At 50.3% G+C, this 24262-nt stretch carries 22 protein-coding genes; 15 read left to right on the top strand and 7 right to left on the bottom strand.

The genetic code is table 11. The features are described 5' to 3' along the window. From tolA to ACTBZS_RS07930, 8 genes are all read left to right on the top strand, one after another. Nucleotides 1-677, top strand: a 677-nt coding sequence (gene tolA, locus ACTBZS_RS07965) for a cell envelope integrity protein TolA (RefSeq protein ID WP_463043778.1), incomplete at its 5' end; no start/stop codon positions are given. 53 nt (nucleotides 678-730) lie between these two features. Next, the gene (gene tolB / locus ACTBZS_RS07960; RefSeq protein ID WP_460430396.1) at nucleotides 731-2017 is read left to right on the top strand and encodes a Tol-Pal system beta propeller repeat protein TolB; all 1287 of its coding nucleotides are present in this window, start codon (nucleotides 731-733) and stop codon (nucleotides 2015-2017) included. A gap of 43 nt (nucleotides 2018-2060) precedes the next feature. Beyond that, complete coding sequence (gene pal / locus ACTBZS_RS07955) at nucleotides 2061-2621, top strand: peptidoglycan-associated lipoprotein Pal (RefSeq protein ID WP_022653786.1); 561 nt, start codon at nucleotides 2061-2063, stop codon at nucleotides 2619-2621. 115 nt (nucleotides 2622-2736) lie between these two features. After that, the gene (locus ACTBZS_RS07950) at nucleotides 2737-3531 is read left to right on the top strand and encodes a YbgF trimerization domain-containing protein (protein WP_460430398.1); all 795 of its coding nucleotides are present in this window, start codon (nucleotides 2737-2739) and stop codon (nucleotides 3529-3531) included. A 137-nt stretch (nucleotides 3532-3668) separates the two neighbouring features. Then, nucleotides 3669-4157 (top strand): 5-(carboxyamino)imidazole ribonucleotide mutase, encoded by a 489-nt coding sequence (purE, locus tag ACTBZS_RS07945; RefSeq protein WP_460430399.1) that lies wholly within the window; start codon nucleotides 3669-3671, stop codon nucleotides 4155-4157. After that, a complete protein-coding gene (locus tag ACTBZS_RS07940; protein ID WP_463043777.1) occupies nucleotides 4157-5287 on the top strand; it encodes a 5-(carboxyamino)imidazole ribonucleotide synthase in 1131 nt (376 codons plus the stop codon). The genes purE and ACTBZS_RS07940 overlap by 1 nt, the downstream gene beginning before the upstream one ends. A gap of 57 nt (nucleotides 5288-5344) precedes the next feature. Further along, nucleotides 5345-6085, top strand: a complete 741-nt coding sequence (locus ACTBZS_RS07935) for an NYN domain-containing protein (protein ID WP_463043776.1) — start codon at nucleotides 5345-5347, stop codon at nucleotides 6083-6085. Nucleotides 6086-6111: 26 nt separating this feature from the next. After that, entirely contained in the window at nucleotides 6112-6990 is an 879-nt protein-coding gene (locus ACTBZS_RS07930) for a phosphoribosylaminoimidazolesuccinocarboxamide synthase (RefSeq protein ID WP_460430402.1), read from the top strand. Nucleotides 6991-7062: 72 nt separating this feature from the next. On the opposite strand, the gene ACTBZS_RS07925 is transcribed toward ACTBZS_RS07930, so the two are convergent. Genes ACTBZS_RS07925 through ACTBZS_RS07915 form a run of 3 tightly spaced genes read right to left on the bottom strand, consistent with a single transcriptional unit; the run spans nucleotide 7063 to nucleotide 11629 of the window. Further along, nucleotides 7063-8466, bottom strand: a complete 1404-nt coding sequence (locus ACTBZS_RS07925) for a TolC family outer membrane protein (protein WP_460430403.1) — start codon at nucleotides 8464-8466, stop codon at nucleotides 7063-7065. A gap of 5 nt (nucleotides 8467-8471) precedes the next feature. Next, nucleotides 8472-9827: an HlyD family type I secretion periplasmic adaptor subunit gene (locus tag ACTBZS_RS07920; RefSeq protein ID WP_460430404.1), complete on the bottom strand. Its 1356-nt coding sequence runs from the start codon at nucleotides 9825-9827 to the stop codon at nucleotides 8472-8474. A 23-nt stretch (nucleotides 9828-9850) separates the two neighbouring features. Beyond that, nucleotides 9851-11629 (bottom strand): type I secretion system permease/ATPase, encoded by a 1779-nt coding sequence (locus tag ACTBZS_RS07915; RefSeq protein ID WP_460430405.1) that lies wholly within the window; start codon nucleotides 11627-11629, stop codon nucleotides 9851-9853. 235 nt (nucleotides 11630-11864) lie between these two features. Here ACTBZS_RS07915 and ACTBZS_RS07910 point away from each other — a divergent pair, with 235 nt between their 5' ends. The 4 genes from ACTBZS_RS07910 (at nucleotide 11865) to ACTBZS_RS07895 (ending at nucleotide 15432) form a co-directional block, all read left to right on the top strand. Next, nucleotides 11865-12611, top strand: coding sequence for a Nif3-like dinuclear metal center hexameric protein (locus tag ACTBZS_RS07910; protein ID WP_460430406.1), 747 nt, complete (start codon nucleotides 11865-11867; stop codon nucleotides 12609-12611). 119 nt (nucleotides 12612-12730) lie between these two features. Further along, on the top strand, nucleotides 12731-13315 hold the full coding sequence (petA, locus tag ACTBZS_RS07905; protein ID WP_460430407.1) for a ubiquinol-cytochrome c reductase iron-sulfur subunit: 585 nt from the start codon (nucleotides 12731-12733) through the stop codon (nucleotides 13313-13315). Between the two features lie 17 nt (nucleotides 13316-13332). After that, complete coding sequence (locus ACTBZS_RS07900) at nucleotides 13333-14652, top strand: cytochrome b (protein ID WP_022653797.1); 1320 nt, start codon at nucleotides 13333-13335, stop codon at nucleotides 14650-14652. Between the two features lie 18 nt (nucleotides 14653-14670). After that, the gene (locus ACTBZS_RS07895; RefSeq protein ID WP_460430408.1) at nucleotides 14671-15432 is read left to right on the top strand and encodes a cytochrome c1; all 762 of its coding nucleotides are present in this window, start codon (nucleotides 14671-14673) and stop codon (nucleotides 15430-15432) included. A 51-nt stretch (nucleotides 15433-15483) separates the two neighbouring features. Here the strand turns inward: ACTBZS_RS07895 and ACTBZS_RS07890 are convergent, their stop codons facing one another. The 3 genes from ACTBZS_RS07890 to ACTBZS_RS07880 are packed head-to-tail and all read right to left on the bottom strand — an operon-like array spanning nucleotide 15484 to nucleotide 19538. Further along, nucleotides 15484-16053: a YqiA/YcfP family alpha/beta fold hydrolase gene (locus ACTBZS_RS07890; RefSeq protein ID WP_463043775.1), complete on the bottom strand. Its 570-nt coding sequence runs from the start codon at nucleotides 16051-16053 to the stop codon at nucleotides 15484-15486. Next, on the bottom strand, nucleotides 16053-18290 hold the full coding sequence (locus ACTBZS_RS07885; protein WP_463043774.1) for an AAA family ATPase: 2238 nt from the start codon (nucleotides 18288-18290) through the stop codon (nucleotides 16053-16055). The genes ACTBZS_RS07890 and ACTBZS_RS07885 overlap by 1 nt, the downstream gene beginning before the upstream one ends. A 42-nt stretch (nucleotides 18291-18332) precedes the next feature. Beyond that, complete coding sequence (locus ACTBZS_RS07880; RefSeq protein WP_460430411.1) at nucleotides 18333-19538, bottom strand: multidrug effflux MFS transporter; 1206 nt, start codon at nucleotides 19536-19538, stop codon at nucleotides 18333-18335. A 238-nt stretch (nucleotides 19539-19776) separates the two neighbouring features. Here ACTBZS_RS07880 and ACTBZS_RS07875 point away from each other — a divergent pair, with 238 nt between their 5' ends. The 3 genes from ACTBZS_RS07875 (at nucleotide 19777) to ACTBZS_RS07865 (ending at nucleotide 24086) form a co-directional block, all read left to right on the top strand. Next, nucleotides 19777-21795, top strand: a complete 2019-nt coding sequence (locus ACTBZS_RS07875) for an oxidoreductase (RefSeq protein WP_463043773.1) — start codon at nucleotides 19777-19779, stop codon at nucleotides 21793-21795. Between the two features lie 247 nt (nucleotides 21796-22042). Next, on the top strand, nucleotides 22043-22576 hold the full coding sequence (locus tag ACTBZS_RS07870) for a TRAP transporter small permease subunit (RefSeq protein ID WP_460430413.1): 534 nt from the start codon (nucleotides 22043-22045) through the stop codon (nucleotides 22574-22576). A gap of 1 nt (nucleotide 22577) precedes the next feature. Then, the gene (locus tag ACTBZS_RS07865; protein ID WP_463043772.1) at nucleotides 22578-24086 is read left to right on the top strand and encodes a TRAP transporter large permease; all 1509 of its coding nucleotides are present in this window, start codon (nucleotides 22578-22580) and stop codon (nucleotides 24084-24086) included. Nucleotides 24087-24103: 17 nt separating this feature from the next. Here ACTBZS_RS07865 and ACTBZS_RS07860 read toward each other — a convergent pair whose 3' ends face one another. Continuing rightward, nucleotides 24104-24226 (bottom strand): zinc ribbon domain-containing protein, encoded by a 123-nt coding sequence (locus ACTBZS_RS07860; protein ID WP_463043779.1) that lies wholly within the window; start codon nucleotides 24224-24226, stop codon nucleotides 24104-24106. Between the last annotated feature and the right edge of the window lie 36 nt (nucleotides 24227-24262).

Raw genomic sequence — 24262 nt, 5'->3', positions numbered from 1 at the left:
AACCCGAACCGGAGAAGAAGGTAGAAGAAAAAAAGGTTGAGAAAAAACCAGAACCAAAAGTGGAAGAAAAAAAGGTCGAACCTAAGAAAACAGAAACAAAACCTGAACCTAATAAAAAGGTAGAAAACAAACCTGAGGCGAAAGACAGCAAAAAAACCGAGAGCAGCGCCAAAGACAATAAAGGTAATGAAAAAGGTGATAGCAAAGGCGCAGAAAAAACCGTTGCTTCGCCAGTCAATAAGGTTGGGGGCACGGGAAGCAAACCGGTGAAAGCGGATAATCCATTTGCAGATGATTTATTAGCAGACCTTGATAGCACCAATAGCACGCACAAACCTAACAGCACCAAAACCCAAGCGGGGGCGCCCAATGGTGTCGCCGGGGGTGGGAGCAGCGGTGGTCATACCAAGGGCTATGCAGATTTGGTGATTGCACGGGTTAAACCACGGGTGCAAGTGCCAGATGATGTCACAGGTAATCCCAAAGCAGTGTTAGAAGTGACGTTATTACCGAGTTTAGAAGTGCGAGAGGTCAAACTGCTGCAGTCATCGGGTCATGCTGGCTATGATGATGCGGTACAACGCGCTGTTTGGTCGGCAAAAACCTTCCCACCTTTATTAACAGGGATGAATTTCTCGGATGTGCGTAAAATTCGCTTAGAATTCCGCCCACGTTAATGGGCAGTTAACCCGTTATTGCTATGGTCATCGGTAAGAGGATAATTGATTTTATGCCAAAGTTTTTATTTCACTATGTCTTGTTGCCTTTGCTGCTGCTATGCAGCCTATCGGTACGCGCCAATGATTTAACCATTGAAGTGGTGGGCGGCGGCACCAACCGCCATGCCATCGCATTGCCGGAGTTTGGCCTCGAAAGTGCTTTGCCCGGGGGCCTGACGCCGATTATCCAAAGTGATCTGGCACGTACCGGTGTGTTTTCGTTTGTCGATCCCAATAAGGTCAATAACCGTCCGATTGACCCAGCGCAAATTGATTACCCCGCGTGGCTAGGTGCTGGCACGATGTCGATTGCAGTCGGCAAAGTCACGGCAGGTGCTGGTGGTACGATTACGGTCGAATTTCATTTATTCGATGCGGCACGAAAAACCCGCTTAACTGGTGCCAGCTTTAGCATTCAACCTAACCAGTCGCGCCAATTAGCCCACCGTATTGCTGACATGATTTATGAAGCGATTACCGGCAAAAAAGGGATTTTCGGCACACGTATTGCCTATGTGATTAAGCACAGCGCCAACAGCTATTCTCTACAAGTGGCGGATGCCGATGGTGCCAACGGATTTACGCTATTGCGTTCTTCCGAACCGATTATCTCGCCAGCTTGGAGCCCCGAGGGAGGACGCTTGGCGTATGTTTCTTTTGAAAGCAAAAAACCGGTTGTCTATGTGCATGATGTCAGCAGCGGTAGCCGCCGTGCGGTTGCTAACTTCAAGGGCTCCAACTCAGCGCCAGCATGGAGTCCCGACGGTAGCCGCCTTGCCGTGGTATTAACGCGCGATGGTCATTCACAAATTTATGCTGTTTCGGCCAATGGAGGCGAAGCAGTCCGCTTGTCCAACAGCAACGCCATTGATACCGAACCTGCTTACAGTGCCGACGGCAGCCGGATTTATTTCACGTCTGACCGCGCCGGTGGGCCACAAATTTATGTGATGGGCGCCGGTGGAGGAAGCGCACAACGGGTGACTTTCGAAGGCAACTACAATGTCTCGCCTACACCTGCCCCAGATGGCACCGCATTAGCCTTTGTCCGCCGTGAGGCAGGTCGTTTCCGTGTGATGGTGCAAGAAACGGCCACCGGCCAAGCGAACTATGTTACCGACACCCATTATGATGAATCACCTAGCTTTGCGCCGAATGGACAAATGTTGGTCTATGCCAGCGAGCAAGGCGGGCGAGGGGTTTTATTTACGGTTACCCGCGATGGATCGACAAAAACCCGCTTAACCACCAGTGGCGGTGATATTCGCGCACCGGTGTGGGGGCCATATCCACGTTAGGCAAACCGTGTTTTTTGATTGTGAATGTTGATTGGAGAATTTCATGATGTGGAAAAAAGTCTTATTGGCCGCGATGGTTGCAGGTTCGTTAGCCGCTTGCTCTAGCCCCAAAGGCCCAACTGATCCCAACGCCGCCGGCGCTGCTGGTATGAATGGTAAAAATGGTGCCAACGCCAGTGGTATGTACGGTCAAGGTGGTCTGAATGGCAGTGGGAACGGGATGGGCGCGGATGGCAGCGGCAATCCCCTGACCGATCCTAAGAGCGTGCTGTCCAAACGCAGCGTATTTTTTGACTTCGATAGCTCGTTGGTCAAAGACGAATACAAACCTTTGGTACAAGCTCACAGCGAATTTTTGAAGAAAAACCAAACTCGCAAAGTGATTATCCAAGGTAATACTGACGTACGCGGCAGCAGCGAGTACAACTTGGCCTTGGGTCAACGCCGCGCTGAAAGCGTGAAAAGCATGATGCGCGTGATTGGTGTCCCAGAAAATCAACTGGAAGCGGTCAGCTATGGTAAAGAAAAACCCCGTGCCACCGGTATGGGTGAAGCCGACCACGCACAAAACCGCCGCAGTGATATTGTGTACGACGGCGAATAATCTCGTATTGTAGGATTGAAGAACATGCCTTGGGCGGTCAAAATAGACCGCCCAAGCTGTCTATAAAGCGTGTATTTTTCTTCCAATAGTGATTGATTGACGGATGAGTGGAAAAGTGAAAAAGATTAAACTGCCGATGGTGTTGGTATGTAGCAGTGTCTTATTGGCCAGTTGTGCCAGTGTGGGAGAGGTCGACGCAACACGCCGTCAATTGGCTGAATTAAATCAACGTTCACAAGAGCGATTTACCACACTAGAAAGCCGCCTGAGCAATGAACGCTTATTAGAATTGGTGAATCAGGTCGATCGTATGAGCCAAGATATTGCTAAATTGCGTGGTGATATGGAGGTTTTAAACTACACCTTACAAACCACGCAAAAACGGCAAAACGATCTGTATAACGATCTCGATTTACGCCTTGCTCCGCTTGAAGGGAAACCCGCTGGGGGCTCTGGTTCGATTACAACTGACCCCAGCATGAGCAATGGCAATCCCGCCACAGCGACCAGCCCTGCGCCCGCCGTCGCCCCCGACCCCGTACAACTCGAATACAGCAAAGCCTTAGAAAGCTTGCGTGCACGCCAATTTAATCAAGCGATTCCGGCACTGAAAAACTTTATCGATAGCCGCAGCAATGCCCCACAAGTGGCCGATGCCCAATACTGGCTTGGTGTCGCCTATACCGCCGAACGGCAGTGGAAAAACGCCATCGCGGCACATAAATCTTTCGTTGATGGCCACCCCAATCACGCTAAAGTCCCAGAAGCATTACGCAATATCGGAAATTGTTACCGCGAATTGGGTGATAAAGCTGGCATGAAAACAGCTTGGGATAGTCTATTAAAACGCTTCCCGAAAAGCGAAGCCGCAGCCAAAGTCAAACAACAGTTAGCTGCCCAAAACGGTTAAACAGACTGTACCAAACCGGCACGATAGGGTCTGGCGCATCTCAGGATAAGACACACGGTCTTGTCTCATCAGACAGCCACCAAGCCCTAGGAAAATTTGCGGTACAATCATGAGTCTTTTTTGACGGATTTTTTGCCATGATTGACATCGGTATTGTGATGGGCAGCAACAGCGATTGGCCCGTAATGGAACATGCAGCGCGTATTCTGCGTGACTTTGGTGTTGCGTTTGAAACACGCGTGGTGTCTGCTCACCGCACCCCTGATTTGTTATTTGACTATGCCGCGACTGCTGAGCAACGCGGCCTCAAAGCCATTATTGCTGGTGCAGGGGGGGCGGCTCACTTACCCGGTATGTTAGCGGCAAAAACGGCTGTGCCTGTGTTAGGCGTGCCGGTACCGTCGAAATACCTGCGTGGCGAAGATTCTTTGCTGTCGATTGTGCAAATGCCCAAAGGTATTCCAGTGGCTACGTTTGCCATTGGTGAGGCCGGTGCCGCCAATGCCGCCCTGTTTGCCGTTGCCATGTTAGCAAATGAACAACCGGCATTACGCGATGCCCTTGCTGCTTTCCGACTCAAACAAAGCGAAACCGTCTTGGCAATGACCCTGCCGGAGGTTGAGTGATGGCAGCGATTCTTCCTCCTGCCATGCTAGGTATTTTAGGTGGCGGTCAGCTCGGGCGGATGTTTACCGTGGCCGCCAAAACAATGGGGTATCGTGTCACGGTGTTAGACCCCGACCCGATTGCCCCTGCTGCTGAATTTGCTGATGTGCACCTCTGTCATGCCTATGATGACAGCGAAGCACTCCAGACCTTAGCGAAAACCTGTGCAGCGATTACCACCGAATTTGAAAACGTCAACGCAGACTCCATGCGCTGGCTCGGTCAGTTTGTACCGGTTTCGCCCTCTGGTGACTGTGTCACGATTGCACAAAACCGCATCAGCGAAAAAACATGGATTAACAAAGCCGGCCTCGCCACTGCCCCTTATCTTGCTATTACCTCTGAGGCGGATCTCGCCACAGACCTGACCCCTTATCTTCCCGGCATCCTCAAAACAGCCCGTCTTGGCTATGACGGCAAAGGCCAAATTCGTGTGCAAACGGCGGCGGAAGTCGCGGCGGCCTATCAACAATTAGGCGCCAACGACTGTGTGCTAGAAAAAATGTTGGCGTTAAAGAGCGAAGTCTCTGCTATCGTCACCCGAGTCTCTGATGCACAAATCAGTTGTTTTCCTGTGGCAGAAAACCATCACGCTAACGGTATTTTAGATGTCTCGATTGTGCCGGCACGAGTCTCTGCAGAATTGGCCGAACAAGCGCAAACGATGGCAAAACAACTGGCAAGCGCACTGAACTATGTTGGGGTGTTGGCAGTTGAGTTCTTTGTCTTGGCTGATGATCGTTTAGTGATCAATGAAATTGCACCACGGCCCCATAATTCAGGGCACTATACCCTCGATGCCTGTGCCTGTGACCAATTCCAACAGCAAGTTCGCGCTATGTGTGGCTTACTACCCGGGGACAGCCGTTTATTATCCCCTGTGGTTATGGTAAATCTGTTGGGAGACAGCTGGGGGGAAGATCAAAGCGAACCCAATTGGGCGGTGTTGATGGAAGCCCCTAACGTGCATTTACATCTTTATGGTAAAAAATCGGCACGTCCCGGCCGTAAAATGGGACACTTTACCGTCTTATCTGCCACCGCAGATGAAGCCTTAGAGCAAGCCCGCGCGATTCAAGAAACGCTCTAATAGACGGCGGATAAGTCGCTTCCACATCCTTTTTTATGACTGAACACAGAGAGAACTATGGCAACAGCTATTTTAATTGATGGTGCGTTTTTCCTGCACCGCTATCGCGCTTTAATGACTGAATCGACCCAGCATAACCCAGAGGATGTGGCGTCGATGATGATGCGGTGGGCACTGTCTCATCTCAACCAAAATGATGAGCGTCGCGACTTGTATCGTATTTTTTACTACGATTGCCCACCCTTGGACAAAAAAGTCACCTTGCCAATCAGCAATACGCCATTCGATTTTGCTGAAACCCACGAAGCCCAGTTCCGACACGGTTTGTTTGATGAGCTGCGGCGCAAACGTAAATTGGCATTGCGGCTGGGGTATCTCGCCGACACCGGACAATGGACCATTAAGCCAACCGTGATGCGGGCACTGTTGCGTGGGGAAAGACAATACAACAGCTTGCGCGATGAAGACTTTGCCTACGATGTGCGGCAAAAAGGGGTCGATATTCGGATTGGACAAGATATCGCCTCGTTGGCGTATAAAAAATTAGCTGACCAAATTGTGTTATTTGCCGGTGATGCCGATTTCGTCCCTGCTGCTAAATTGGCACGACGAGAAGGCATCGACTTTGTGCTCGACCCAATGTGGAAATCGATTCCCCCAGAATTGTTCGAGCATATTGATGGCCTACGTTCAACCTGCCCACGCCCTATTCGTGATGGTGTTGGCATCGGGCCCGCCAACACACTGCTACCGTACCCACCGAACACCAGTAGCTATCCTCCAATTAGCTCGATTTAACTGATTGCCTCTTGTAAGGACATGCCATGACCGGCCTCACCACATCGCACCTCAATAGTTTGAAAAAAATTTATTCGGGCAAGGTGCGGGATTTGTATGAAATTGACGACAAACGCATGTTAATGGTTGCAACTGATCGTTTGTCTGCTTTCGATGTGATTTTGAATGAACCCATCCCAGAAAAAGGCAAAATCCTGACCGCCATTTCTAACTTCTGGTTTGCCAAATTACAGCATGTGGTACCTAACCACTTGACGGGAGAGCAGGTTGCCGATGTGCTGTCAGGCGACGACTTAGCCCAAGCCGAGGGCCGTTCGGTGGTGGCTAAACGCCTCAAAGCCATCCCAGTCGAAGCGATTGTTCGCGGCTATTTGGCTGGTTCCGGTTGGAAAGAATACCAACAACACGGCAGCGTCTGTGGTATTGCGCTACCGGCTGGTTTGCGTGAAGCCGATCAGTTGCCTGAACCTATCTTTACACCCTCGACCAAAGCCGCCGTCGGCGATCACGACGAGAATATTTCGTTTGCGCAATGTGAGGCCTTGATTGGGACTGAATTAGCCAACAAGGTACGTGATACAGCGATTGCCTTGTATGTCGCAGCAGCAGAATATGCTGCCAGCCGTGGCATTATTATCTGTGACACCAAATTTGAATTTGGTTTGGACGAAGAGGGGACGTTAACGCTGATGGATGAAGCGTTGACACCCGACTCCAGCCGTTTTTGGCCAGCAGATAGCTATGCCCCCGGCAGTAACCCACCTAGCTTTGATAAGCAATTTGTGCGTGACTGGTTAGAATCAACGGGTTGGAACAAAACCCCCCCAGCCCCCACCGTACCGGCTGAAGTGGCACAAAAAACCGCTGACAAATACCGCGAAGCGCTCACCCGTCTCACGGCTTAATCGAGATCAGCAACAAAAAACCGCAGGGTAATAACACACTGCGGTTTTTTATTACCCAAGAAAAACGAACAATCAGCTTTTCTTATCTGCCTTGGTTACAGTCGCCGCAGGTGCGGTTGTCTCAGCTTTAGCAGCAGTCGCACCGGCCAAGAAGCCGTTTAATCGAGCAATATCATCTTCGACCAACACACCAGCACTGGCGCGTAAACGCAGCGTGCTGACCAAGTATTGATAACGGGCCTCCGCTAAATCACGGCGAGCTTGGAACAGTTGTTCTTCGGCATTCAGGATATCAACATTGGTGCGCAAACCAGCAGTAAAGCCCATTTTTGTCGAATGTAACGCACGTTCGCTGGACTTCACCGCTTGTTCATAACCTCGCACTTTACTCACACCACTGAGCGAGGCAGTGAAATAGCGCGTAATGTCCAACTCCACCCGATGGCGAGCCGCTTCGAGCTCTTGCCGCGCTTGTTCGCGTTTCGCTAAAGTTTGATCGCTCAATGCCCAGCTATAACCACCGCTGAAAATCGGAATACTCACTTGTACGCCGATAGATCGCGTGCGGTTTTCTTGGTTGAGTGTTGAGACCGTATCCGAGACTGTTTTACTCAGCGAGCCGATCATGTCCACCGTGGGTAGATGACCTGCCCGCGCCTTATCGACTTCTCGCGCAGCAATCTCTAACGCATGTTCACCTGCACGAATATCTGGGCTGTTTTGTCGTGCAACATCGACCCATTCTTCTAGTGTGGCGGGTACGGGTGCGGACAAGGGGAACTCATCACCCAAGATATGCAAGGCATCGGGCACAGCACCGGTTAATTCCTGCAAACTACGCAAAGCAACTTTCAATCGGTCTTGTGCTTCATAACGCTGCGCGATAGCAATATCACGCCGCGCCCGCGCCTCGTCCATATCCGTTACCGTGCCATCGCCAGCACGGTAGAGATTTTCTGCCCGTACCAACTGTTCTTCATAGGCACGTACACGCGCATCCAACAGGGATAAGGTGTTTTGCGCGAGCAACGCATCAAAGTAAGCACCTGCCACCCGAATGGCTAATTCATTGCTTTTTGCTGCAAATACCGCATCACTGTAACTGACACGGGCGCGCCCTTGCCGAAACTCGCTGACTTTGCGCCAATCAAACAATGATTGACGCAACTGGATACCATAGTTCTTACTGTCGTAATCCAAATCAGATTGGGTGATTCGACCAGTAAAGCCAGGTTGTAACCGGACACCAACAGTCTTACCACGATATAAGCTAGCCGATACCTGTGGTAACAGGCCAGCCACAGCTAACTCATCATTTTTCTGGCCAGCTTGATGCTCAGCCATTGCCGCGCGATAGGTTGGATCATTTTGTTTGGCGGCCTGATAGGCCTCCAACAAATTCAGCGCATAGGCTGGCATCGCACATAACGACACCAAAACAGCACCAACAAGGGGTTTTAGCGAAAGACGCGCCATCGAGATTAGTCTCCGGTAAACGCAATATTCATACGGTCAATAAGGGGTTTCAGCAGGTAATTTAACATAGTTCGCTCACCCGTTATCAATAATGCGGTAGCGGGCATCCCGGGACGAATTTTGTGTACACCTAACATTTTCATGCCTTCCGGTGTCACCTGAACCTTAACCGAGTAATACGGCATCCCCGTTTTTTGATCGACCACACTGTCAGCCGCTACCACTTGCACCGTACCCGGAATGTTTGGCGTTTGGCTGTGGCTGAACGCAGGGAACTGAATTTCCACCGGTAAACCAACATGCACCTTATCAATCAGATTGGTTGGCACTTGCGCTTGAATAATCAACGGCTCGTTGTGCGGCACCACATCCATCAATGGTTCACCGCTGCGAATCACACCGCCCACGGTATGGATATTTAACCCCACCACTGTCCCATCAATCGGCGAACGGATCAGCGTGTTTTTCGCTTCATAATCCAATGCCGCCATGCGGTCAGCCAACGACTGCACTTCTTTTTGCACATCGGTAAGCTGAGACTCGACCTCTTTTTGATATTCCTGTTGTCGGTTTAATACCCGCAATTTCAGCTCGGAAATTTGGTTGCGAGTCCGGCCGATATTGGCAATATCCTCCGCTAAACCAGCGGCAATTTGCGACACATTACGCTCCAACTCGAACATCCGATTACGCGGCACAAAACCTTTATCTGCCATATCACGGATATTAGCGAGTTCTTGTTTTAACGAGCGCAACTGTGATTCGCGGTTGACCTTAACTTCTTCCAAGCCGCGTAACTGTTGCTGTGCGCCAGCCAGATTTTCATTCAGAATGCTGATTTCATTACGCAAAGCGGTACGGCGAGATTGAAATAACTGCTCTTGTAAAGCAATTGCATTGGCAACCCGCTCATCTTGCTGTTGGATTTTGTCGAGCATGGGAGAAAAATCAATTTTCTCAGCATTCATCCGTTCAGCCGATAAACGCGCTTCTACGGCGGCAGCAATGATGTATTGCGCCTGAGTCATACCCAATTGAGCTTCGGCCTGTGTAGCATTCAAGCGCACCAACACTTGGTCTTTTTTCACCGCCTGACCATCTTTTACTTCGATTGCATCGATGGTGCCACCGGTTAAGTGTTGAATGGTTTTGCGGTTACCCGCGACAGTGACCGTCCCGTTTGCTGGCACCCCAGCATCCAACGGAGCCGTGGCTGCCCACAACATAAACAAACCAAAGCCACCGACCAATACCCACATCCCCCAACGAGAAACCCGACTTGCATCAGTATCCACTTTCGGATTTTGTCCTTCGGGGGTTTGGCTGCGACCGCGTTCAAATAAATTTTCTAACCACTTCATCGCCTATTGTCCTTCTCTGACCATCAAGCAGACGCATCGCCAACCGCAGGGCGGGCAGCGGGAACCACTTGTGTTGGGGCGGCTGCCGCTTGCTGTGCGGCGGCTTGTTGTGCCTGCTGTGCTTGCTGCATCAAAGCGGCTAAGACTTGGTCACGTGGGCCATATAACTGCATCACACCATCACGCAACACCATCAGCTTATCAACGGCATTGATGATATTGGTACGATGGGTAATCAAAATCACGGTTTTCCCTCGTGCTTTTAGATCACGAATGGCACCTACCAACGCCGCTTCACCCACATCATCCAAATTCGAGTTCGGCTCATCCAACACAATTAAAGCAGGATTGCCATACAACGTACGCGCCAAGCCGATGCGCTGTTTTTGACCACCGGATAACATGCCACCATCTGGCCCTAAGCGGGTGTCGTAACCTTGTGGGAAGCGCAAAATCATCTCGTGCACACCGGCACGTTGTGCGGCATCAATCACCTGATTGGAGTCCATATCACCGAAACGGGCGATGTTTTCTGCAATCGTGCCTTCAAACAACTCAATGTCTTGAGGCAAGTAACCGATGGAGGGCCCTAACTCGTCTTTATTCCATTGGAAAATGTCTGCACCGTCCAAACGCACCTTACCCGCTTGTGCCGGCCACACCCCGACCAATAGTCGTGCCAGCGTCGATTTACCCGAAGCCGAAGGCCCAACCACACCCACCACATCACCGGCCTGAATCGTGAAATTGAGGCCTTTCAGAATCGGGACTTGGCCACCGGGGGCACCTGCCACCACATTTTCAACCAGCATATTGCCTTCTGGTTTTGGCAATGGCATCCCTTCACCACGGACAGGATGGTCTTTTAACAAGCCTTCCAGACGGGAATAGGCAGCACGGGCGGAAATCAACTGTTTCCAAGTTCCGATGGCCATTTCCACTGGCTGCAACGCACGGCCCATCAAAATCGAAGCCGCAATCATCATCCCCGGGGTAATTTTGCCTTCAATCGCTAACAACGCACCGGCACCCAATGCCAACGATTGCAGAGAAATCCGTACAAACTTGGTGATGGCACTGATTTTTGCAGCGCGGTCAGAAGCCAACGTTTGGTTTTCCAAAATTCGCATGTGCTGCGCAAACCATTTTTCACGGATGGCAGGCAACATCCCCATCGCTTCGATCACTTCAGCATTACGCAAGTTGTTATTGGCGAAAGCGCCGGCGGCAATCGAGGCTTGGTTTGCTTCAGCCAGTGGTTTGCGCGTTGCGATTTCTGTTGCATAAGCCAAGGCAAATAAAATCAACGCCCCAACCACCACAATCGAACCTAACAAGGGGTGGAAGAAGAAACAGAAAATCAGATAGATCGGTGTCCACGGCGCATCAAAAAAGGCAAACAGACCTTGGCCCGTTAAGAATTGGCGCACCGAGGTTAAATCGTGAATCGCTTGTGCCGCATTACCACCAGTACGGCGCAAGTTACGCTCAAATGCCGCTGTAAAAGTACGGTTGTTGAGCTGCATGTCCATCTGGTTACCCACTCGGATTAACACCGAGGAACGCACCAGCTCTAATAATGACATCAAGGCATACAGCCCGAGGGTCATCGCGGTCAGCATCAACAAAGTAAATTCATTGCTCGATGCCAGCACGCGGTCATAGACCTGCATCATATAAATCGAAGGCATCAGCATCAGCATGTTAATCACAAAGCTGAAAGCACCGACCTTGTAAAAGGTTTTGCGAAAACCGAACAGTATTTCGCCCAGCTCGCTACGTTTATCGAACAGTTTTTTCATAACGAAGACAAAACAAGCCGCACAGGCTTACCAAGAATGACAAGGCCACGATTTTAACATGGGGCTATCACCACACCGCGCTCATTGAAAATGGATATGTAACCGCCTGTACCAAACAAAATATTCTGTACTAATGCAAAAAATGTCCTGCAAGCAACAGGTTTTGTGCGCCAAGTCAAAAAGCAGCGGCGAGGTATGTCATAATCTCCTTTTTGCAAACAGGGATACACCGGCAATGCATCGCAGTGAGCTGATTGGCATACTTGATGACGCGCTTGAACCTCATCGTTATAAAGATTATGCGCCCAATGGCCTACAAGTCGAAGGCAAGGCCGAGATTACAAAGGTGTTGTTTGGGGTGACGGCGAGTGAAGCATTGATTGATGTCGCTATCGCCAAACAAGCCGATGCAATCATCGTGCATCACGGTTATTTCTGGAAAAATGAAGACAGCCGAATTCTCGGTATAAAACGTCGTCGTTTAGCAAAGCTGCTTGCACATGACATCAATCTTATTGCCTACCACCTGCCTTTAGATGCCCATCCACAACTGGGCAATAATGTGCAACTGGCCGAAGAATGCGGTTGGATTGTTGATGGTTGTACTGGGGAAAACAACTTGCTGTGGTATGGACATCCTTCAGCCACAGTATCGCTGGCAGACTTTGCCAACACAATTGAACAGCGTTTACAACGTGCGCCCCTTGTTCTCGGTAAAACCGACCGAGCCATCCACCGTATTGCGTGGTGTACAGGCGGCGCAGACAGCTTTTTTCCTCAAGCCATCGAACTTGGGGTGGATCTGTTTATCACGGGAGAGGCATCCGAACCTTGCGCGCATCTCGCGGCAGAAAGTGATGTCGCATTTATTGCCGCCGGACACCACGCAACAGAACGCGGTGGCGTGCGGGCAATGGCAGCTTGGCTAGACCGACATGAAGAGCTCGATTGTGAGTTTGTCGATCTCTGGAACCCAATCTGATTCTGACCAGTCCTAAACCCACCAACTAACTTTTTCGCATACGCGCTTTAATAGGTGGGAGGGTATCGGGTAGAATCAGGCGATTTTAGCTCGATTTTTCTCGTTTTGAGGTGAATGTAATGAGTGAACAACACGTTGATCAGGGGCGTCGCCGGTTTCTGACCGTAGCCACTGGTGCACTCGGCGGCGTGGCAGCAGCAGGCGTTGCTACACCCTTTGTGCTAAGTTTTTTTCCATCCGAACGCGCGAAAGCAGCCGGTGCGCCAGTTGAGTTAGACATCAGTAAACTCGAACCTGGCCAGCAAGTCACTGTTGAATGGCGTGGTAAGCCGGTCTGGGTATTAAGCCGTACCCCAGAACAGCTACAGAACTTGGCCAAACTTGATGGCAACCTCGCCGATCCCGCTTCTGATGCGCCCCAGCAGCCTGCCTACTGCAAAAACGCACATCGTTCTATTAAACCAGAAATTCTGGTGACCATCGGGATTTGTACCCACTTGGGCTGTTCCCCTACCCACCGTCCCGATCTGGCACCTGCCGACTTAGGTGCTGATTGGTTAGGTGGTTACTATTGCCCCTGTCACGGTTCTAAGTTTGATCTGGCAGCGCGCGTTTACAAGGGGGTGCCTGCGCCGACTAACCTCGAAATTCCACCACACAAATATCTCAGCGATACCATGCTGTTGATTGGTGACGATAACTAAGTAAGGGTGAGAAACAGATGAGCAAGCAACAAGGTCTCCTTGACTGGATCGATGCCCGCTTCCCGCTGACATCGACCTGGAAGGCGCACGTTTCGGAATACTACGCACCGAAAAACTTTAACTTCTGGTACTTCTTTGGCTCGCTGGCACTGTTAGTGTTGGTGATTCAAGTCGTTACCGGTATTTTCCTGACCATGAACTACAAGCCTGATGCGGCCACCGCTTTCTATTCGGTGGAATACATCATGCGAGACGTAGCAGGGGGATGGATTATCCGCTATATGCACTCCACCGGTGCCTCGATGTTCTTTGTGGTGGTGTATCTGCATATGTTCCGTGGTTTGATCTACGGTTCTTACAAGCAACCTCGCGAATTGGTGTGGGTGTTTGGTACCTTGATTTTCTTGGTGCTGATGGCTGAAGCCTTTATGGGCTATCTGTTACCTTGGGGCCAAATGTCCTTCTGGGGTGCACAGGTGATTGTGAACTTGTTCGCAGCAATTCCTGTGATTGGTCCAGATTTGTCGGTGTTCATCCGTGGTGACTTCGTGGTGGGTGATGCAACCCTCAACCGCTTCTTTGCCCTGCACGTGATTGCTGTTCCACTGATTTTGATCGCTTTGGTTGTCGCTCACTTGGTAGCGCTGCACGAAGTGGGTTCGAACAACCCAGACGGTATCGAGATCAAAAAGAACAAAGATCCAGAAACCCACATCCCATTGGATGGTATTCCATTCCATCCTTACTACACCGTTAAAGATATTCTCGGTGTAGCGGTGTTCTTGATTGTGTTCTCGTCCATCGTGTTCTTTGCACCAGAGATGGGCGGCTACTTCCTCGAGCGGCCAAACTTCGACCCAGCCGATCCGCTGAAAACCCCTGCGCACATCGCGCCAGTGTGGTATTTCACTCCGTTCTACGCCATTTTGCGTGCTATTCCTTCCTTCTTCGGCACCCAGGTTTGGGGGGTGTTGGGGATGGGTGCAGCAGTGGTGTTGATCGCCTTCCTGCCATGGTTGGATAAATCACCCGTCAAATCGGTGCGCTATCGCGGTCCACGCTTCAAATTCATGTTGGTGTTGTTTGTGATCAGCTTCATCGGTCTGGGTATTTTGGGTGCATTGCCATCCACTAACGTCCGTACCGTGATTGCACAGATTCTGTCGATCATCTACTTTGCCTTCTTCCTTGGCATGCCGTTCTATACCAAGAACGACGTTGGCCCTGTCGCCCCGCCTGCACGCGTGACCGACAGCAATTTGGGTCGTCAGTTGAAATTCTTGGTGCTGTTTGCACTGGCAATTGGCGGTGCTGCTCTGTTTGCCAAGTTTGTTTAATCGAGGGAACCGGCTGAAATGAAAAAGTTTATCCGTCATCTGATTGCCGCTGCAGCCCTCGCGGTGCCGGCTTCGGTGTTTGCTGCAGGTGCTTCGGTGCCGTTGGACAAAGCGCCGATTGACATTCAAAACGTTGAATCTTTGCAACGCGGTGCACAGATTTTTACTAACTACTGCCTAAGCTGTCACAGCGCGCAAGCCATGCGCTACAACCGCTTGACCGATTTGGCACTGAGTGAAAAACAAATCAAAGAAAACCTGATGTTTGCAACCGAAAAAGTCGGTGACACCATGAAAGTGGCAATGGCACCGGCTGACGGCAAAAAATGGTTTGGCGCTACCCCGCCCGATTTGTCTTTGATTGCCCGTGCTCGTGGCGCAGATTATCTGTATAGCTATCTGCGTGGCTTCTATCGCGACCCAAGTCGCCCAACCGGTTGGAACAATAAAGTGTTCGACAAAGTGGGTATGCCTCACATCATGTGGGAATGGCAAGGCGACCAAGTCATGGAAACCGTCAAGGGTAAAGACGGCCACGACACACACGAGTTGAAATTGGTGAAAGCGGGTGCGTTCACTAAGATCGACGAGAACGGCAAAGCCAATACCGCCGAATTTGATAGCCGGATGGCCGACTTGACCAATTACATGGTCTATATGGCAGAGCCAATGCAGGTTAAACGCCAGCAAATCGGTTATGTGGTCTTGATGTTCTTAGTGTTGTTGCTGTTACCTTTCGCTTATTTCCTGAAGAAGGAATACTGGAAAGACATCCACTAAGCAACACGATGGTGGCAAAAATGGCGGGGGATACCCCGCCATTTTTTATGTCTAACGCAAAGCGTCTATCACTGCAGGTAGATACTCGGGAAAGCAGGAAAAACTATGATCACCACCCTCGACATAGTCCAAACGCTGGCAACCTCGATAGTAAGCCAACGCCTGTTGCGCATCTAAGGTTTCATCCCCACTCGCCAACATCAACCAATAGCGTTCAGGGTGAATAGACTTTGGTTCGAGCGCAGCCAAGGCATCAATCATCTCGGGGGTGACGGTGACCTCTTGGGCAGAGTAGTAATAACGATGTGTCCCTAAAAAATGATGGGCCAATTGATGGGGACGAACAGCAGGGTTAATCAACACCGCCGCAAGGCCATAGCATTCAGCCACCACTGTCGCGAAAAACCCACCTAATGAACTACCCATGACGACTAACTGGGTTAGATCTTGTTCTGCCAACCATCCATCCAACAACTGCATCACAGCATCGGGGTTGGCAGGTAATTGTGGTGCGAATAGCTGTTCAGATTGCCCCAACTCGGCAAATTTTGCAGCCAACTGCCGCGATTTAGCTGATTCGGGGCCGGATAAAAAACCATGCAAGTACAACAGTTTTTTCATCAAACAAATCCCATCATCTGACCATGACCACCACGCTGACTGCGCCGTGTTTTCACTTCTTCGCTCAAGCGTTGTAAGAAGCCCTCAGCAGAAAACGTTTTACGCAGTAAATAGGCCTGCCGTTTCACTACTGCAAAATCACCAGGGGTTAAACCATCCAACCGCGCCAGCTGTTGTTTAATTTCCAAACCCAAACGACCGGCTTTACCTTGTAACGCCTCTTGCACAAACAGCGTTTCGCGCTGCGCGATGTTAAGTGCCTGAAATTCAATTTTGAACACAAAACGCCGCAATACCGCCGGATCTAAGCCAGAGAATAAATTGGTGGCACAAATAAACACTCCCGAAAACTGCTCCATCTGTTTTAGCAACTCGTTCACCTGAGTCACTTCCCATGAACGTTGCGCATCCTCACGTGAGCGCAATAAGCTGTCAGCCTCATCCAAAAACAAAATGGCTTGCGATTGTTGGGCTTCTTGAAACATAGCGGCAATATGTTTTTCGGTTTCGCCCACATATTTATCCAACAATTGCCCCGCTGTTTTCGCGACTAAAGGCCGTTGCATCTGTTCGGCAATATGTTGCACAAACGAGGTTTTACCCGTCCCAGGTGGGCCGTACAAACACAAACTACCTTGGCCGTGATGTTGCAATGCCGCGACGACCTCTTCCGCAGAAAACTCGCCTTTGAGATTGAGAAAAGCCGTGGAAAAACGGGTGGCAGCGGCTTGATGGTGTTGTGATGGTAATTCTGGTTGGTGTAACGCAGCTTTTGCATTTTGTAATGCCAACATAAAAGCTGCTTCTTGCTCGGCGGTTGCTGATGCACGGGCAAAGCGTGCGGCACTGGCCACTTGTGCCGGCGCTAGGCTATCGTCTTGCGCTAAACGAACCACAGTAGCCGATGACACCGTTAAGTCGTGCAAATGACGGGCCAAAATTTTGCCACGCACAGCAAGCGGGGGAACCGGAATTTCAAGGTGAAACGAGAAACGACGCAAAAAGGCAGGGTCAATCTGATGCACGCGGTTAGCAATCCAAATCCCCGGTACCGGATTGCTTTCTAAAAGCTGATTTACCCACGCTTTACGATAACCGGAACGCTGATGGTGGTTTTCATCATCATCGGGAAAGACATCTTCAATTTCATCAAACACCACCACCGACCGCCGCGTTTGCGCCAAAAAACGCTGGGTTAATGCAAACGACTGCATCCGTTGCGAGGGACGCAGCGGCTCTTTGTCATCATCTTCCGCGCTAACGCTATAGCCTTCAGCGCGCAATTCTTTAACCAACAGACGTGCTAATTGGCTTTTACCTGTCCCCGGTGGCCCATACAGCAATACATTGGCCCCAACTTGCTTTTTTTGCAGCACTTGGCGCAAAAAGGCAGTCAGTGGTTTCAGCGCCGAGGCAAGGTGGGGATAGTCTCCACGCTTTAGTTCCGGCGCACTCACCGGCGCGCACGCACGCCGCATCAAACCATCAATATCCTGAATTTCTTCATTGAAAATTTGTTGCCCGATATTATCGAGCGAGAATAAATCTTCTAAATCACTATCACTGCGCTCAATCCGCAAAAGACCATACATTTCTAATAGATTGTCACGCCGCAATACGGTACGGGCAGCTTGATCGTCAATGCCTAAGAAAATCGCCACCGCTTGGGTGGCACGTAAATTTTTTGGTTGGCGCAGTCGGCGCAAAATCAGGCTAAAGTCCTGTTGGTTATGGCGCACGGCAGTAAATTGCAACAGGCGGCTACTATTGCGATCTAGCCCTAAACGCTTTTCTAGCTCTAATACAATGGGTGGCAGTGACGTTTTTTCTTGTGCAGTCTGTTCTACTCGTTGCAACGCTCGGCGCAACATGGCTTGTAAACGTTGCGGACGCAACAAGGCCACCGACAGCGGATGTGGTTCTTCAGGGCGCTCACTGCCCATGTTTTTAATCAGAAAATCCAATCCCTCATCTTCTTCGTCCACCAATTGATGAGCAATTTGATAACGGCGAATTTCTTCACTAAAAGCCTCAGGCAACCACGGCAATAACAAACGTGCCAAACGTTGTTCAGCGTGGTTAATTAACAAAGCGCTGGCTGAAGGCAACGCCACCATCAAGCGCAACAAATATAACGCTGCCAGCTCGTCTAAACGATCGAGGGGATGAGGGTCAATGGCTGGCGGGGGTGAAGATGGCACAGCAATACGGCGAATAGAAGAGGTTTGTGCAGACATAAACTCATCCCAAGAAAAACAACAAAGACAAACAAAGCGAGACTACTGCGGCTGAGTGTTGGCCTCCTGTGTCCGGCGGAAACAGCTTAACATGCCATATCCGACTGCCAGAAATAAGCACATAGCACACGCCAGCCAGAGGGGATCATCCCACAAAAGCGGTGCAATGGCGCCAGCCACCAAGCTTGACAGTGCCGTTTGGGTAAACCCTTGCATCGATGACACCGTACCACGTAAATCGGGAAACCGATCAAGCAAAAACAGTGTGATTGTTGGCGCTGCCAGTGACATCCCCACCGCATATAACGCCATCGGCAATACGCTCCAAGGCAAAGCCGGTGGCAACATCACACAAACCAGCACATTGGCTACCGCTGCGGTTGCCATAATACGGTAGGCAATCGACACCAACTCACGCGCACTGCGGCGCCCTGCCATCCGACCAGACAGCCACGCACCCAACATAATGCCACTCACCGCCGGCCCAAAAAACCATAAAAACTCAGTCGGCGCGAGGCCCAAATGTCGCATTAAAAACACCGGCGCTGCCGGAATATAAAGGAAAAAACCAGCAAAATTACACGCCACTGCCAAAGCCAAAAAGCGGAAAGCTTGTGTTGCCGCCACGTGGCGATAGCTAGCCAATAGGCTTTTAATTTGCAAAGGCCGTCTGTGTTCTGCTGGATGGGATTCTTGTAATTGCCAACTGCAAAGTAAAAATAAAAACAATCCCACCAAAGCCATAAAAACAAAGATCGAGCGCCACCCCAAGCCCTGATACAGCCATCCCCCAATCACGGGAGCAATCGCCGGTGATAAAGAAAATAACATGGTGACCTGCGACATCAAGCGTTGTGCTGCAGCACCTTCAAAGGTATCGCGAATAATCGCCCGCCCAACAATCAAACCAGCGCCACCGGATAGCCCCTGTAAAGCGCGATAGAACAACAATTCAGGCAGACTATCCGCTGTGGCACAACCCAAAGAGGCGAGGGTAAAGACCAAACAAGCGGTCAAAATCACTGGCCGCCGTCCAACGGCATCCGAAATTGCCCCATGCCACAACATCATCAAACCATAACAAAACAAATACACGGTTAAGGCTTGTTGAATTTCTAATGGTTTGGCGTCGAGAGCATGGCCAATAGTGGCCATCGCCGGTAAAAAAGTGTCGATAGAAAATGGCCCTATCGTGGCCAAGGCTGCCAATAGAAAAGCCAATAAACGCGGAGAAACAGGATTTGACATAACAGGGCGTCTAGCGGGATCGCCACTAGCGTAATAGAGAAAAGGCGTGGCCTCATGTTAGACCCTCGCCATGCAAACGGCTAGTTTGGAACGGTAACACCATGTATCAAGCAAATGGCTTATTGGCCAACAAATTCAAACGCTCGATTGACAGCCAGAATTTTGCCCCGTATTGTCGCTGCAGATATGTCAATACGTGATGCCTATAAGCATCCACCCGTTCACGAAGGAGACACTGATGAGCGCCTATCCCCATTTACTCGCCCCACTCGACCTAGGTTTCACCACCTTAAAAAATCGTGTCCTCATGGGCTCGATGCACACCGGCTTAGAAGAAGCCCCCCACGGTTTTGAACGGATGGCAGCGTTTTATGCCGAACGTGCACGAGGTGGTGTTGGCTTGATTGTGACTGGCGGTGTTGCGCCCAATGAAAAAGGGCGTGTCTTTGCTGGCGGCTCATTATTAGTCAATGAACACGAAGCAGCTCAACATAAAATTGTCACCGATGCAGTCCACGAGGCCGGCGGTAAAATCTGTATGCAAATTTTGCATACTGGCCGTTATAGCTACCAACCCCACCCCCATGCACCCAGTGCCTTACAAGCCCCCATCAATCCATTTATGCCAGTTGAAATGAGCGAGGCAGAGATTGAACAAACCATCGCCGACTTTGCTCGTTGTGCAAAATTGGCACAACAAGCGGGGTATGATGGGGTCGAGGTGATGGGGTCGGAAGGGTATTTAATCAATCAATTCCTTGCCAGCCGCACCAACCATCGCACCGACCAATGGGGTGGCCCGTTTGAAAATCGGATGCGGTTTGCTATTGCCATCGTCAAGGCGGTGCGCGAGGCAGTTGGCCGTGACTTCATCATTATCTATCGTCTGTCGATGTTAGATTTGGTGGAAGAAGGCTCGAATTGGCCAGAGATCGAACAATTGGCAACAGCAATTGAACAGGCTGGTGCCACACTGATTAATACCGGTATTGGCTGGCATGAGGCACGGATTCCCACCATTGCCACCTTGGTACCACGTGGCGGTTTTGCTTGGGTGACCAAAAAACTGATGGGCAAAGTCTCCATTCCACTGATTACCACCAACCGCATCAACACCCCTGAGATTGCCGAAGACATTCTCGCCAGTGGTTGTGCCGATATGGTGTCAATGGCGCGCCCATTCTTGGCCGATGCCGAGTTTGTACAAAAAGCTGCCGACAACCGTGCCGACGATATCAATACCTGTATCGGCTGTAACCAAGCCTGTTTAGATCATATTTTCAGCGGCAAAATCAGCTCATGTTTAGTCAATCCCCGCGCTTGCCATGAAACCGAGCTCAATCCACAACCTTGCACCGAAGCGAAAAAGATCGCCGTCGTGGGGGCAGGGCCAGCTGGCTTGGCATGTGCCACCACTGCCGCCGCACGTGGCCATCGGGTCACGTTATTTGATGCTGCGTCTGAAATTGGCGGTCAATTTAATATTGCTAAGCAAATTCCGGGTAAACAAGAATTTAACGAAACCCTGCGCTATTTCTCACGTCGTCTTAGCCACACCGGTGTGACAGTGAAACTAGGGCAGCGAGTGGATGCAGAAGATTTACAGGACTTTGACGAAGTGGTGTTAGCCACCGGCATTCTGCCACGGCAACCAGCCATTCCGGGCATCGATCATCCCAAGGTCTTGAGTTATCTCGATGTGTTAAAACATGGTGCCGCTGTTGGTGAAAAAGTGGCGATTATCGGTGCTGGTGGTATTGGTTTTGATACAGCTGAGTTTTTATGTCACGAACCACAGCAACACAACGATACCGCCGCCTTTATGCGTGAGTGGGGGGTCGATATGGAGTTAACGCAACGTGGCGGCCTTGCCCCAAGCGGCCCACAGCCGAGCGCCAGCCCACGCAAAATTTATTTGTTACAGCGCAAGGCCAGTAAAGTCGGTGATGGCTTAGGTAAAACCACCGGTTGGATTCATCGCCAAGCATTGAAGATGAAACAAGTCGAAATGTTGTCAGGTGTCAGTTATGACAAAATTGACGATCAAGGCTTACACATCACCTTACGCGGTGAAAAACATCTGCTGGCGGTGGACCATATCGTGATTTGTGCTGGCCAAGAAAGCCAACGTGCCTTAGAAGCCCCTTTGCAACACGCTGGTAAAACGGTGCATGTGATTGGCGGGGCCGATGTTGCCAGCGAATTAGATGCCAAACGTGCCATTTACCAAGGTACCCAGCTCGGCAGTCAGCTCTAACCTGCCTTATTGTTGCACCGCACACAGCCAAAGCATCATGCTTTGGCTGTTTTCATGCTGAAAAACTTGCCAATGCTTTTTATCAAGTATAACGATTCTGCAAAGTGCGTAATGCTTGTTTATCGCAAAACAAAAACTGAAAAATCCGCTTGCCGCGCTGATTTGCTTGTGTATTCTTTCTACACCGAGTGATTTCCGACCGAAACACTCGGATATAACAATCTGGAATCCACAAGAGGAGAATTTCGTGAACGCCTTGCTTGCCTTATCGCGCCTTATCGACGCGATTAACCGGCCCTTGGGCAAGCTGATGTATTGGTTGATTTTAGCTTCCATCCTCATCAGCGCCTTAAATGCCTGCCTACGCTATGCCTTTAATATCAGCTCGAATGGCATGTTAGAAATTCAGTGGTATTTGTTTGGGGTGGTTTTTTTGTTCGCCTCTAGCCTGACACTGATGGAAAACGGCCATGTTCGGGTCGATTTTTTCTCCAGCAAATTGTCACCCAAAGGACAAGCGTGGCTGGATGTCTTCGGCACTTTATTTATGTTGTTGCCGATGTGTGTGATCGTAACCTACTACGCATGGCCGATGGCAATGAACTCCTTAGAAATTCGTGAAATGTCATCCGATCCGGGCGGTCTGGTTCGTTGGCCAATTAAACTGGTCATTCCTTTTGCCTTTGCCCTGTTGGGTCTGCAAGGTGTCAGTGAAATGATTAAGAAATTGGCCTTTATCGCCGGCCACCCCGATTATCAACCACAAGCACAGGGGCATTAATATGGCAATGGATGTCATGGCGCCGTTGATGTTTGTCGGCCTAATTGTATTTTTATTGTTGGGCTACCCAGTGGCCTTTGCACTGGCTGCCAACGGGATTGTATTTGCCTTTATTGGCATTGAGCTGGGCATGTTGGGGCCAGAGTTATTACAAGCCCTGCCCGAACGTATTTTCGGCATTATGGCCAACCAAACACTATTGGCCATTCCGTTTTTTACCTTCATGGGCATTGTGCTAGAACGCTCAGGCATGGCGGAGGATTTGCTCGATACCATCGGCCAGCTATTTGGTCCAGTGCGCGGCGGTTTGGCGTATGCGGTCATTTTTGTTGGGGCCTTACTCGCCGCTACCACAGGCGTTGTTTCAGCGTCAGTCATCGCGATGGGCCTGATTTCAATGCCGATTATGCTGCGTTATGGCTATTCAAAAGAAATTAGCAGCGGTGTGATTTGTGCCTCTGGTACTTTGGCACAAATTATCCCGCCTTCGTTGGTGTTGATTGTGTTGGCCGATGTGCTGGGTACGTCAGTTGGTGATATGTACCGTGCCGCGATGATGCCGGGCTTGATTCTGACCGCGTTGTTGGCTGGTTTTATTTTAATCATGTCCATCGTCCGTCCAAGCAGCGTTCCCGCACTCCCTCCCGAAGCACGTACTCGGCGTGGTAAGGCGCTATTGCTGCACACCTTGGTGTCGTTAGTCCCACCCTTAGCATTGATTTTCTTGGTGCTAGGTACGCTGTTTATGGGCATCGCTACACCAACCGAAGGTGGTGCAATGGGTGCGGTCGGCGCCTTGATACTGGCAGCATTGAAACGGCGGTTAAATTTCAAATTGTTGTGGGAAGGAATGGCACAGACCACTCGACTGACCAGCTTTGTGATCTTTATCCTGATCGGCTCGACCATCTTTGCCCTAACCTTCCGTGCAGTAGATGGTGATTTGTGGGTCGAACATTTGATGACATCGATTCCAGGCGGCATTTGGGGCTTTTTAATCGTTGTTAACTTAATTGTTTTTGCCCTTGGCTTTTTCATCGACTTCTTTGAAATTGCCTTTATTTTGTTACCACTTTTGGCACCCGTAGCAGATAAATTGGGAATTGATTTGGTGTGGTTTGGTATTTTGATTGCTTTGAATATGCAAACCAGCTTCCTCACACCCCCATTTGGGTTTGCCTTGTTTTACCTCAAATCTGTCGCGCCACCAAGTGTCACCACAATGAATATTTATCGCGGCGTCATTCCGTTTATTATTATTCAGGTGTTTATGGTGGTATTGGCGATGGCGTTCCCGCAGACCATTACGTTCTTTATGGATAAAAACCATAGCGAAGCGTTCCACGACCCGAATAAGAGCCAGTTAAATCAAGAAATTAGCTCGGAGGATGCACTGAAACTGTTGGAGCAAGGCAGCGGCCAAGGAGGGGATGATTACGGTAGCGGTAGCAGCGCATGGGATGAACCCAGCGCCGAATCCGAACCCGCGACATCTAATAATACTAATTAATTGACTTCCTCCCCGCCCTAAAGAGCGGGGATTCCTGCTGCCAGACGGCGAAGTCCCGCCGCGAGAATGTTTTTTGTAGCGTTGGTATCGCGGTCGTGTGTTGCACCGCATTCGCTGCAAATCCATGCTCTTATTCGCAAACTTGCTCTACCTTTCGGACTGCTGGCGGGAATTTT

Source organism: Aquaspirillum sp. (assembly GCF_055136605.1).
This window is presented reverse-complemented; position numbering and strand designations above follow the sequence as displayed.